This is a genomic window from Fulvivirga marina (genome assembly GCF_016775155.1).
GTDB classification, from domain to species: Bacteria; Bacteroidota; Bacteroidia; order Cytophagales; family Cyclobacteriaceae; genus Fulvivirga; species Fulvivirga marina.
Map to the genome: position 1 here is coordinate 100,685 of NZ_JAEUGD010000042.1, position 12,096 is coordinate 112,780.

A 12,096-nucleotide genomic window follows, 5' to 3' on the forward strand; every position below is an offset into this window, starting at 1 on the left:
TTAACGATCGTTGCAAATGATAATCTGCGATTGGTCATCCTTTAGTTGACCAAACCATACAACTGCATACTCTTTATAGATTCCAATACCTATAGCATTCCATTCTGCCTGTTTCCACATTCCTGAGTTGATTAAGAGAGGGTTGTGGCCAGGGCTTTTCTGCCACCCCTGAAGACCTTCTTCCGCATTGGCACCTACGGAACTGTAATAGGCAATTTCATAGCCGGGGCTGTCATATGCGGCTATCTCTTTGGGCTTGTCCCACATGCATTTGGCCATTTTATGATCATTAGTGTAACAGCATGAACTCCACATACCATTTTTAGACCAGCTGTGAGGGTTACATTCATTTGAAGGATCAAAATTGTAATAGTCAGATAAGTCTTTAGCATGAATTTGGGCGACCTTGGTTAATTTGGCGGAGAAAGGGATGGGTTTTAATTTCTTTTTAGCGCGGTATTCATTGATAATATTGTAAAGCTTTTGTTCTTCAGAACTTACACAAATGTCGGCAGTAGCACTCTCCTTCAGGCTTTCAGGAAAAAGGCTTAACATAAAAAATAGTAGTATGTGCATCATGGTACATAATATTTAAAAAGAATCAACGATAAAAACCCATTACTGGTTTATTTAATTCCATTTATATATTCATGAGCTTCAATTGCATAATGAATTTTGTTAAATTCGCAACCTCCATAGAGTAGAAATCACAAAAATCATGACAAAAAAAACACCTAAAATTCTTTATACAAAGACTGATGAAGCCCCTGCGTTGGCAACACTTTCTTTACTGCCTATAGTTAAGGCTTTTACCAATTCAGCTGGCGTGGTTGTAGAAACCAGGGATATCTCTCTGGCAGGTAGAATACTAGCTAGTTTCCCTGAACAACTTACAGATTCGCAAAAAATTTCTGATGACTTAGCCGAATTGGGAGAAATAGCAAAAACTCCTGAGGCGAATATTGTTAAGCTTCCAAACATAAGTGCCTCTATTCCTCAGCTAAAAGCGGCAATAAAGGAACTTCAAGGGCAAGGATTCAATATTCCTAATTACCCTGATGAGCCTCAGACAGCTGAAGAGAAAGATATTAAAGCAAAATATGATAAAGTAAAAGGAAGTGCAGTTAACCCGGTATTAAGGGAAGGAAACTCAGATCGCAGAGCGCCTAAAGCAGTCAAAGACTATGCTAAAAAGCACCCTCACTCAATGGGTAAATGGAGTGCTGATTCAAAATCGCATGTAGCAAGTATGACTGATGGAGATTTCTACGGAAGCGAAAAATCGGTTACAATAAAGAAGGAAGGAGATGTTAAGATTGAACTATTTGGGGATGATGGTAACAATGTTATTTTGAAAGAAAAAACAGTGTTACTTGAAGGGGAAGTTATCGATGCAGCGGTGATGAGCAGAGTGGCATTAAAAGCCTTCTTAGATGAGCAAAAAGATGATGCAAAAAAACAAGGAGTGCTATTTTCCCTGCATCTAAAAGCCACAATGATGAAGGTTTCTGATCCCATTATTTTTGGACATGCAGTAACAGTTTTCTTTGCCCCTGTTTTTGAAAAACATGGAGAAATACTAGATGAAATAGGTGTGGACCCTAATAATGGATTGGGTGATCTACTTAATGAGATACAGAAGCTTCCGGAAGAAAAAAGACTAGAAATAGAAGCGGACATAAAAGCTTGTTATGAAAATGGACCTGACCTGGCGATGGTAAATTCTGATAAAGGCATTACAAATCTTCATGTTCCAAGTGATGTAATTGTTGACGCCTCTATGCCTGCTATGATCAGGACATCTGGTCAAATGTGGAATGCTGAGGGTAACCAGCAAGATACCAAAGCAATTATTCCGGATAGATCATATGCTGGTATTTATCAGGAAACAATTGATTTTTGTAAAAAGAATGGTGCGTTCGATCCCGCAACTATGGGAAGTGTATCCAATGTTGGTTTAATGGCTCAGAAAGCTGAAGAATATGGTTCGCACGATAAGACATTTGAAATCCCGGCAAATGGAACTGTTAAAGTAACAGATACTTCTGGCAACGTTTTGTTAGAGCACAAAGTTGAGAAGGGAGATATCTGGAGAATGTGTCAAACCAAGGACGCACCCATTTTTGACTGGGTGAAATTGGCCGTTAATAGAGCTAAAGCTACTAACTCTCCTGCAGTCTTCTGGTTAGACCGTGATAGGGCTCATGATGTTCAGTTAATCGAAAAGGTTGAAAAATATATAAAAGACTATGATACTTCAGGTCTTGAAATTCATATAATGTCGCCTGTTGAGGCTATTCGGTTTTCGCTTGAAAGGATTAAAGAAGGTAAGGATACGATTTCAGTAACAGGGAATGTATTGAGAGATTACCTGACGGACCTTTTCCCTATACTAGAATTAGGGACAAGCGCTAAAATGCTTTCTATCGTGCCTTTAATGCAAGGAGGAGGTTTATTTGAAACAGGAGCAGGAGGGTCAGCACCTAAACATGTTCAACAATTTGTTGAAGAAGGCCATCTAAGGTGGGATTCTTTAGGCGAGTTTTTGGCGTTAGCCGTATCTCTTGAGCATTTAGGAGAAACTTTTAATAATCAAAGAGCAAAAGTTTTAGCCGAAGCGTTAGACAAAGCTACTGGTCAGTTCTTGGAGAATGATAAGTCACCTTCCCGTAAGGTCAACGAGCTGGATAACCGAGGTAGCCATTATTATTTGGCGCTATATTGGGCTCAAGCACTTGCAAAGCAGGACAAAGATGCGGAGTTGAAGTCAATATTTGACAATGTCGCCAAGCAACTGGCAGAAAATGAACAAAAGGTTATAGACGAGTTAAATGCTGCACAAGGCCATACAGTGGATATTGGAGGCTATTATAATCCTGATTTTGGAAAGGTTTCTAATGCCATGAGACCAAGTGAAACTTTGAATAAAATAATTGATGCTATTTGATTTTAAATATGCTCATAATAAAAACGGCTGCTTACTTATGTAGGCAGCCGTTTTTGTTGAGAGTTGCTTTATTGAAAATTAAAAGCCGAGCATTTTAATGGCGGTGATTGCAGCTTCATCTCCTTTATTACCATGCTTACCGCCAGCCCGATCCAGAGCTTGTTGCTGGTTGTTTGGAGTAAGTACACCAAAAATAACTGGTTTATCATACTTTAAGCTCACATTAGTAATACCGTGAGCAACGGCACTACAAATAAAATCGAAGTGTTTAGTCTCTCCTTGAATGACACACCCAATACAAATAACCGCATCTATGTCTTCACGTTTGGCCATCCATTGAGCCGCTAGACTCAGCTCAAAGCTTCCTGGAACATCTTTTCTTATAATGTTTTCCTTGGTCACACCATTCTCTCTAAGTGTATTATAAGCTCCTTCATACATGGCTCCGGTAACCGCCTCATTCCACTCAGATACTACAATGGCAAATACCTTTGTATCAATATCTGGGAGGTGCTTTTTTGAAAATGCACTTAGGTTTTTATCTGCTGATGACATTATGTTATAATTAGAGTTCATTTAAAAATAAAAAAGGGATAAAGATTAAAACCTTATCCCTTTAACAAATTTATTAATTTCATTTTAAGATGCTGACAGTGTTAATTTCGCCTTATACTTTTTCGCAGTCTGAAATTCATTGGAGTCCCAATATTTGCTGATAATGGTACTATAGGCCTCTATAGCAGCTTCTTTATTATTGTTTTTTTCATGAGCAAGAGCTGCCTTTAATAAGTATCTCGGTGAAAAGTATTTGTTGGGCTTGTAGTCTGCAGCCTTTTTATAAAATGATGCAGCTTTTTCATAATCCCCTTTTTCCATATGCGCATCTCCAATCAGGCTATACGCTCTGGCTTGCACCAGTAAATCATCAGAACTAAAATCTTCAAGGTAAAGTATCGCGGACTCAAAATCCCCTTTTTTAAGATAGCTGGCACCGGCATAGAAATTTGCCAAGTTGGCGGCATCAGAAATACCATATTCCTCTACAATATCCAGAAAACCTAAGTTGTTACCATCTCCATTTAAAGCTAAGTCCAAACTGTCTGACTCAAAATAATGTACAGCTTGAAACATTTCATTTTGGGCTTTGGTGTTCTGAGAACTTTTGTAGTATTGGAACCCGAAGAAGCCTGCCACTATCAGAGCCAAAACTGCACCGACACCAAACACCATCCCCTTGTTTTGAGCTACAAATTCTTCTGTTTTTGAAATCTGACCAGCTAAAGCTTCTGGATTTTCTAGAATATCAGTGTTGTGCTGTTCAGTAGTTTTTTTGTTTTTAACTGCCATCTGCAATAATTTTAAGGCTGCAAAGCTAGTGATTACTTTATAAAGAAGAAACAGGATTTGCTAAAAATCCTGTTTCGCATTAAGTTCTTTGGTTATTAAGCCAGGTTTCAGTCCTTAATGTAAGGATAGTCGCCTTGCGCATATACATCTTTAAATGCTTCTTCAGCGCTTGGGAAATCAGACTCTTCTGCGAATTTGACGCACTCAGCAACTTGATCTTTTACCCTGGATTCAATTTCTGCAATATCATCTTCTGAAGCATATTTTTTATCCAGAAGAGTTTGCTTTACTTGCTCTATAGGGTCTTTCTGCTTGTAAGATTCTACTTCGTCTTTGGTTCGGTATTTGGCAGGGTCAGACATAGAGTGCCCTTTATATCTGTATGTTCTGAACTCCAGTAATGTTGGTCCATCGCCTTTTCTAGCGCGATCAGCTGCTTTTTCTACTGACTCATGAACAGCTTCCACTGACATGGCATCAACTGGTTCGGAGGGCATATCATAAGACTCCCCCAAAGTATAGAGGTCAGTTACATTAGATGTACGTTTTACAGAAGTTCCCATGGCATAACCATTGTTCTCAATAACAAAAATTACCGGAAGCTTCCAGGTCATTGCTAGGTTTAACGCCTCATGAAATGCTCCTTGTCTAACAGCACCATCACCCATGTAGCAGATACAAAGGTTATCTGTTTTACTATACTTTTCCGCAAAAGCAATTCCTGCACCGAGAGGTACTTGACCTCCTACAATACCATGACCTCCGTAGAAATGATGTTCCTTGTCAAATATATGCATAGAACCGCCTTTTCCTTTTGAAATGCCCGTCTCTTTAGCAAACAGTTCTGCCATAATTTTTTTAGGGTCCGAACCTAAAGCTATTGGATGTGCATGGTCGCGGTAAGCAGTTATATATTTGTCGCCTTCTTTCAATGCAGAAACTGCACCGGAAACACAAGCCTCTTGTCCTATATATAAGTGGCAAAAACCTTTAATTTTTTGCTGACCATAAAGCTGACCTGCTTTTTCTTCAAATCTTCTCATGAGTAACATGCTCTCAAACCATGTCAAATAAGTTTCTTTGGAAAACTTCGTTTTGGCAGAAGATTTAGATTTGGTCTTTTCTTTTATTGTACTTGCCATAATGTTAATTTTGAACTCTTAACTGGACTGCGAAAATAAGTAAAAAAAGTTAATGCACATTGAAAAATTAAGTTTGTTTAATTTTAAGAACTATGAAGAGATAACACTTAATTTCTCAGAAAAAGTTAATTGCCTGGTGGGGGTTAACGGAACGGGGAAAACAAATATTCTTGATGCTATTCATTACCTGTCATTGACAAAAAGCGCCTTCAATAGTATAGATAGTCAAAATATCAGGTTTGGAGAAAAGGTCTTCAGTATCAGAGCCGTTTTTAGTAAAGAGGGTAAACATAGTGAAGTTAGTTGCGGATTTCAGGAAGGAACAAAGAAGGCTTTTCGTATAGATAGGAAGGAATATGAAAGATTAAGCGAGCATATTGGAAAGTTTCCTGTTGTATTAATAGCCCCTAATGATGTTGATGTAATTCGTGAAGGTAGCGAGATTAGACGAAAGTTCTTCGATGCTATATTATGCCAAATGGATAACCAGTATTTGGATAACCTGGTGAAGTATAATCAGTATCTGAGGCAAAGGAATAGTGCATTAAAGAAGTTCACTTTTACGGGTCGGGTAGATTACGACCTTATTCATACTTATGATAGATCTTTGTTAGCTTTTGGGAAATCAATTTTTGAAAGAAGGAGTGAATTTATAAAAGATTATTTTTTACTGTTTCAGCGACACTATTCGTTATTATCGCAAAATAAAGAAAGTGTTACCATTATATATAAGTCAGAGGTTGGTGATGAGGCTTTTGAAGAAAATTTTAATTTAAATCTTAAAAAGGATTTAGCTTTGGAGAGAACATCCATGGGGGTTCATCGTGACGATTATAAACTTATGATAGAAGGAAAGCCTTTGAAAAAATTTGGTTCTCAAGGGCAGCAAAAGACATTTTTGGTGGCTTTGAAAATGGCCCATTTTGAAATAATCAAAGGGCTTAAAGGCTTTAAGCCTATTTTGTTGCTAGATGACATTTTTGATAAGCTTGATTCTTTTCGTATTAAGCAATTGGTCAGAATGATTGCAGATCAGACGTTTGGGCAAATTTTTATAACAGATGCTCGTGAAGAGCGAACGAAAGAAATTTTAAAGGAGTTAAATATAGACGCCACTTTCTACCAAATAGATAAAGGCATCGTAAAGGAAGCGACACATGGAGAAGAAAAAATATAACCTTCGCAAATCTGATATATCAACAGTAGGGGAAGCAATCAATGACCTGTTGGAAGGTTACCGCTTAAGAGGGCGGTTTGATGAGGCTAGGTTAGTATCATCCTGGGAACGTTTAATGGGTAAAACTATCGCTAATAGGACGGGAAAGATTTTTATCAAAAACAAAGTCCTTTTTGTGGAAATTAACTCTGCCCCATTAAAGCATGAGCTTAATTTGTCAAAGACTAAGATCATTGATATTTTTGAGCGCGAAATTGGAAGGGAAGTAATAGGTGAGATTATTTTTCTATAGAAAAAGGCCCGGAATATGCATTGAGGGCGGTTTTTTAAAAAAGTTTCATCTTTTTTTTTTAAAAGTTTGATTAAAAGAAAAAAGCGTATAATTTTGCACTTCCTTTAAAGAAAACGACACGGGAAATGTCGGCAAATAAAGGGTAGTTCATTTGAATTTTGAAGCTTTGGGGGGATACCAAAGCGGCCAACTGGGACGGACTGTAAATCCGTTGTCTTATGACTTCGCAGGTTCGAATCCTGCTCCCCCCACATTTTTAATAGAGGGATTTTTTACGATAACTTAGCAAAATCGTAATTTTATCTTCTTACTGTTAAGATATAAGCGGGAGTAGCTCAGTTGGTAGAGCGACAGCCTTCCAAGCTGTAGGTCGCGGGTTCGAACCTCGTCTCCCGCTCAAAATTTTGAGTTTAAGGTTGATAAATAAGACCTTCATTGAAAAATGAAGGTGAAGAAGTTTACAACTTTAAGTTATGAACTTTGAACTTTTCTGACCGAGATAGCTCAGGGATAGAGCATCCTGAAAATATCAGGAGGTCGGGTGACCCGGCATACATAGTGCTCTGAAGCATAGCGGAATTAGCCGAGATAGCTCAGGGGTAGAGCGCTTCCTTGGTAAGGAAGAGGTCGGGGGTTCAAATCCCCTTCTTGGCTCTAAGATATGATTAAATTTTCATATCGCAATAAAACGAGCTACAGGAGTTTAACAAAGAAAGAAAGGGTCATTACCGTAATGTGTACGGTACAATGAGCCTTATACTCATTTAAACGGTAAATAATTTTAATAACGAATATAATTTTAACTAAACTAGGGATTTTCAAATATGGCTAAAGAAAATTTTGACCGTTCAAAACCCCACGTGAATATTGGAACAATCGGTCACGTAGACCACGGTAAAACAACTTTGACAGCTGCGATATCTAAAGTATTATCAGATAAAGGTCTTGCTCAAAACAGAGACTTTTCTTCAATTGATAACGCACCTGAGGAAAAAGAAAGAGGTATTACTATCAATACTTCTCACATTGAGTACGCAACAGATAAGCGTCACTATGCTCACGTTGACTGTCCTGGTCACGCGGATTATGTTAAGAACATGGTAACTGGTGCTGCTCAGATGGACGGTGCTATTATAGTTGTTGCTGCTACTGACGGTCCTATGCCACAGACAAGAGAGCATATCCTTCTTTCTCGTCAGGTAGGTGTACCAGCTTTGGTTGTATTTATGAACAAAGTTGACTTAGTAGACGATCCGGAATTGCTAGAGCTTGTAGAGATGGAAATCAGAGAATTGCTTTCTGATTATGACTTCCCTGGTGATGATATTCCTGTAATCCAAGGTTCTGCTCTTGGTGCATTGAATGGTGAGCCTGAGTGGGTTGCTAAAGTTGAAGAATTGATGGATGCTGTTGATGATTATATCCCTCTTCCTGAGCGTCTTATAGACAAAGATTTCTTGATGCCTGTAGAAGACGTATTCTCTATTACTGGTAGAGGTACAGTGGCTACTGGTAGAATTGAAAGAGGTGTAATTAATAGTGGTGATCCTGTGGATATCTTAGGTATGGGTGCAGAAGGTTTGAAATCTACTGTAACTGGTGTTGAGATGTTTAGAAAGATATTAGATAGGGGTGAAGCTGGTGATAACGTGGGTCTTCTTTTAAGAGGTATCGAGAAAAGCCAGATTAAAAGAGGTATGGTAATCTGTAAGCCTGGTTCTGTTACTCCTCACCAAAAGTTTAAAGCAGAGGTTTACGTGCTTTCTAAAGAAGAAGGTGGTCGTCACACTCCTTTCTTTAACAAGTACAGACCACAGTTCTATTTGAGAACTACTGACGTTACTGGTGAGATCATGCTTCCTGAAGGAGTAGAAATGGTTATGCCTGGTGACAACGTTTCTATCGAGGTTAACCTAATCAATAAGGTTGCGATGGAAAAAGGACTTAGGTTCGCTATCCGTGAAGGTGGTAGAACAGTAGGTTCTGGTCAGGTAACTGAAATTTTAGATTAAGAATAAAATATTCTCAGAAAGCGTTCCGAAAAACTCGGAACGCTTTTATTTTCTGAAAAGTTATCGTATCTTTGCAGACCATTTTGGATTGTAGCGCATAAGTCAGGTTGATTTTTTGTTAAAATCAGAAGGGGTAGTGGCTTGTTTGACAAAGGCTTATGTGTATGGTACATTATATTATAAACGGGTGTAGCTCAATTGGTAGAGTAGTGGTCTCCAAAACCATTGGCTGGGAGTTCGAGTCTCTCCACCCGTGCTAAATTTAAACAAGTAGTCTGATGCATAAGTTAAAGACATTTATCCTGGAGTCGTATGATGAGATGAAAAACAAAGTCTCATGGCCAAAGTATAGTGAACTTCAGAGCAGCTCTATTTTAGTTTTAGTTGCTTCACTTATTTTTGCGTTGGTTATAGGCTTAATGGACTATGTATTCCAAAATGGCATGGACTGGTTTTATAACGAATTTTAATTACTAATACTTGACTAGCGATGAGTGAATTAAAATGGTATGTGGTAAGGGTTGTAAGCGGTCAGGAAAAGAAAGTTAAAACTTACCTGGAGACTGAAGTGGAGAGAGAAAAGCTTCAGGATTTTATTCCACAGGTATTGATTCCTTCGGAGAAGGTGTATGAAATGAGAGGGGGAAAGAAGAGAGTCAGAGAGAGAAACTTCTTTCCGGGTTATGTACTGGTGTCAGCTGATTTAAGTAATGGAGAAGCCAATCACTTGGTTACAAGTATCCCTGGAGTTATCGGTTTTCTTGGTAATAACGGTACCGGTTCTTCGAAAGACCCTGTTGCGTTGCGCCAGTCTGAAGTGAATAGAATTTTGGGCAAGGTTGATGAAATTGATGAGTTTGAAGAGAAGTTGGAAACTCCATATATAGTAGGGGAGTCCGTGAAGGTTATGGATGGGCCGTTTAGTGGTTTTACTGGTACTGTTGAAGAGGTATTTGAAGAGCGTAAAAAGCTCAATGTAATGGTAAAGATATTCGGCAGGAATACTCCTGTAGAATTAAACTATATGCAAGTAGAAAAATTAGATTAAGATAATGGCTAAGGAAATTAGTGGATACTTGAAGTTGCAGATTAGGGGAGGTCAGGCAAACCCTTCACCACCAGTTGGTCCTGCGTTAGGTTCTAAGGGACTTAACATCATGGATTTCTGCAAGCAGTTTAATGCAAGAACGCAAGAAAAACAGGGACAGGTGTTACCTGTATTAATTACAATTTACTCTGATAAGTCTTTCGACTTTGTAATTAAAACCCCTCCTGCTGCGGTTATGCTGCTAGAAGCTTCTAAGAAGAAAAGTGGTTCTGCGGAACCTAACAGAACTAAAGTTGGAAGTGTTACTTGGGATCAGGTTAAGGCAATTGCTGAAACTAAAATGCCTGATTTGAATGCTTTCAAGATAGACTCTGCCATGAAGATGGTTGCTGGTACAGCCAGAAGTATGGGAATTAAAGTAACTGGAACGGCTCCTTGGGAGTAAAATTTGAATCAAATGGCAAAACTGACAAAAAATCAGAAAGCAGCGCAGGCTAAGGTAGATAAATTTAAGGAATATTCCCTAGAAGAAGCTGCTAATCTTTTGAAAGACATTACTTTTACCAAATTTGACGCTTCTGTTGATTTGGATATCCGTCTTGGCGTTGATCCTAAGAAAGCTGATCAAATGGTAAGAGGCGTAGTTACATTGCCTCATGGTACAGGTAAAGACCTGAAAGTGTTGGTGCTTTGTACTCCAGATAAGGAGCAGGAAGCTAAGGATGCTGGGGCTGACTATGTAGGTTTAGATGACTATATCAAAAAGATTGAGGGAGGCTGGACCGATATAGATGTTATTATTACTATGCCTACTGTAATGGCGAAAGTTGGTAGATTGGGTAGGGTTCTTGGACCTAGAGGTTTAATGCCTAACCCAAAATCAGGTACAGTTACCTTAGAAGTAGGTAAAGCTGTACAAGACATAAAGGCGGGTAAGATCGACTTTAAAGTAGATAAATTTGGTATCGTCCATACGAGTGTTGGAAAGGCGTCTTTTACGCCTGAGAAAATAAAAGACAACGTTCAGGAGATGATCAGTACAATAGCAAAATTGAAGCCAGCTTCGGCGAAGGGAACATACTTTAAAAGTATTAACATTTCTACCACAATGAGTCCTTCAATCACTATTGACAAACATTCATTATCAGGAATAAAATCATGACAAGGCAAGAAAAGGCAAATATAATCGAGTCACTGACCGAGAAGTTCAATAATAATCCACACTTCTATATTACGGATGCTTCAGGTCTTACAGTAGCACAAGTTAATGCTTTCAGAAAAGTTTGTTTTGATAAGGGTGTAGAGTATGGAGTATACAAAAACACACTTATCAAGAAGGCGCTCGGCAATGTTGAAGGTGATTACACGGATCTTGACGAGTCATTGAAAGGTTTTTCAGGAGTAATCTTCTCTTCAGAAGTTGCTAACCTACCTGGAAAAGTAATTAAAGAATACAGAGATAAACAAGGTTTGAAAAAACCTCTGTTAAAGGCTGCTTCCATAGATAGAGATTTCTTCATAGGTGAAGAAAACCTCAAAACATTAACCGAACTTAAGTCTAAGCAAGAACTTATCGGTGAGGTTATTGGACTTCTTCAGTCACCTGCTAAGAATGTACTTTCTGCTCTTCAGAGCGGTAAGAACACTTTGGGAGGTTTAGTGAAGACTCTTTCTGAAAGAGAAAATTAAAATCGAAAATCATTAAAAAAGAATAATTGACTAAATAAGAATAAAAATGGCAGACGTTAAAGCACTTGGAGATCAACTAGTTGAACTTACAGTAAAAGAAGTAAATGAGCTAGCAGAATATTTGAAAGAAGAGCATGGTATCGAGCCTGCTGCTGCTGCAGCTGTTGCTGTTGCTGCACCTGCAGGTGGTGATGGTGGTGATGCTGCGGCTGAAAAATCAGAATTCGATGTGATCCTTAAGTCACCAGGCGGAGCTAAATTAGCTATCGTTAAATTAGTGAAAGAATTGACTGGATTAGGACTTAAAGAAGCTAAAGAAATCGTAGACAGCGCTCCTAAAGCTATTAAAGAGGGTGTTGCAAAAGACGAAGCAGAAGGTCTTAAGAAGCAGCTTGAAGAGGCTGGAGCCGAAGTGGAGTTGAAGTAAACCTTGACGACATAT

Annotated in this window: 14 protein-coding genes and 4 tRNA genes; 14 read left to right on the forward strand and 4 right to left on the reverse strand. The window is 38.6% G+C overall.

The genetic code is table 11. The features are described 5' to 3' along the window. Positions 1–579 carry a CAP domain-containing protein gene (locus tag JMN32_RS11195; protein ID WP_202856424.1) on the reverse strand — a complete coding sequence of 193 codons (579 nt, stop codon included), beginning with the start codon at positions 577–579 and terminating at the stop codon, positions 1–3. A gap of 139 nt (positions 580–718) precedes the next feature. Between JMN32_RS11195 and JMN32_RS11200 the strand changes: the two genes are divergently transcribed. Continuing rightward, positions 719–2,947, forward strand: a complete 2,229-nt coding sequence (locus JMN32_RS11200; RefSeq protein ID WP_202856425.1) for an NADP-dependent isocitrate dehydrogenase — start codon at positions 719–721, stop codon at positions 2,945–2,947. A 78-nt stretch (positions 2,948–3,025) separates the two neighbouring features. On the opposite strand, the gene ribH is transcribed toward JMN32_RS11200, so the two are convergent. From ribH to pdhA, 3 genes are all read right to left on the reverse strand, one after another. Next, positions 3,026–3,502 (reverse strand): 6,7-dimethyl-8-ribityllumazine synthase, encoded by a 477-nt coding sequence (ribH, locus tag JMN32_RS11205; RefSeq protein WP_202856426.1) that lies wholly within the window; start codon positions 3,500–3,502, stop codon positions 3,026–3,028. Positions 3,503–3,586: 84 nt separating this feature from the next. After that, positions 3,587–4,294, reverse strand: coding sequence for a tetratricopeptide repeat protein (locus tag JMN32_RS11210; RefSeq protein ID WP_202856427.1), 708 nt, complete (start codon positions 4,292–4,294; stop codon positions 3,587–3,589). Positions 4,295–4,401: 107 nt separating this feature from the next. Beyond that, positions 4,402–5,436, reverse strand: a complete 1,035-nt coding sequence (gene pdhA, locus JMN32_RS11215) for a pyruvate dehydrogenase (acetyl-transferring) E1 component subunit alpha (RefSeq protein ID WP_202856428.1) — start codon at positions 5,434–5,436, stop codon at positions 4,402–4,404. A 52-nt stretch (positions 5,437–5,488) separates the two neighbouring features. Here pdhA and recF point away from each other — a divergent pair, with 52 nt between their 5' ends. The 13 genes from recF (at position 5,489) to rplL (ending at position 12,081) form a co-directional block, all read left to right on the forward strand. Next, complete coding sequence (gene recF / locus JMN32_RS11220; RefSeq protein ID WP_202856429.1) at positions 5,489–6,613, forward strand: DNA replication/repair protein RecF; 1,125 nt, start codon at positions 5,489–5,491, stop codon at positions 6,611–6,613. Further along, complete coding sequence (locus JMN32_RS11225; protein ID WP_202856430.1) at positions 6,594–6,905, forward strand: DUF721 domain-containing protein; 312 nt, start codon at positions 6,594–6,596, stop codon at positions 6,903–6,905. The genes recF and JMN32_RS11225 overlap by 20 nt, the downstream gene beginning before the upstream one ends. Before the next feature lie 168 nt (positions 6,906–7,073). Further along, positions 7,074–7,156, forward strand: a tRNA-Tyr gene (locus tag JMN32_RS11230). A gap of 73 nt (positions 7,157–7,229) precedes the next feature. Next, a tRNA-Gly gene (locus tag JMN32_RS11235) sits at positions 7,230–7,302 on the forward strand. A gap of 185 nt (positions 7,303–7,487) precedes the next feature. Beyond that, a tRNA-Thr gene (locus JMN32_RS11240) sits at positions 7,488–7,559 on the forward strand. Between the two features lie 170 nt (positions 7,560–7,729). Continuing rightward, positions 7,730–8,917, forward strand: a complete 1,188-nt coding sequence (gene tuf, locus JMN32_RS11245; protein WP_202856431.1) for an elongation factor Tu — start codon at positions 7,730–7,732, stop codon at positions 8,915–8,917. Positions 8,918–9,100: 183 nt separating this feature from the next. Continuing rightward, positions 9,101–9,173, forward strand: a tRNA-Trp gene (locus tag JMN32_RS11250). 22 nt (positions 9,174–9,195) lie between these two features. Beyond that, positions 9,196–9,387: a preprotein translocase subunit SecE gene (gene secE, locus JMN32_RS11255; protein WP_155170769.1), complete on the forward strand. Its 192-nt coding sequence runs from the start codon at positions 9,196–9,198 to the stop codon at positions 9,385–9,387. A 20-nt stretch (positions 9,388–9,407) separates the two neighbouring features. Continuing rightward, positions 9,408–9,965, forward strand: a complete 558-nt coding sequence (gene nusG, locus JMN32_RS11260; protein WP_202856432.1) for a transcription termination/antitermination protein NusG — start codon at positions 9,408–9,410, stop codon at positions 9,963–9,965. Between the two features lie 4 nt (positions 9,966–9,969). Then, the gene (rplK, locus tag JMN32_RS11265; protein WP_202856433.1) at positions 9,970–10,410 is read left to right on the forward strand and encodes a 50S ribosomal protein L11; all 441 of its coding nucleotides are present in this window, start codon (positions 9,970–9,972) and stop codon (positions 10,408–10,410) included. 12 nt (positions 10,411–10,422) lie between these two features. Further along, positions 10,423–11,127, forward strand: a complete 705-nt coding sequence (gene rplA / locus JMN32_RS11270) for a 50S ribosomal protein L1 (protein WP_202856434.1) — start codon at positions 10,423–10,425, stop codon at positions 11,125–11,127. After that, entirely contained in the window at positions 11,124–11,654 is a 531-nt protein-coding gene (gene rplJ / locus JMN32_RS11275) for a 50S ribosomal protein L10 (protein WP_202856435.1), read from the forward strand. Before rplA ends, rplJ begins: the two co-directional genes overlap by 4 nt. 46 nt (positions 11,655–11,700) lie before the next feature. After that, the gene (rplL, locus tag JMN32_RS11280) at positions 11,701–12,081 is read left to right on the forward strand and encodes a 50S ribosomal protein L7/L12 (RefSeq protein ID WP_202856436.1); all 381 of its coding nucleotides are present in this window, start codon (positions 11,701–11,703) and stop codon (positions 12,079–12,081) included. The last annotated feature ends 15 nt before the right edge of the window (positions 12,082–12,096 follow it).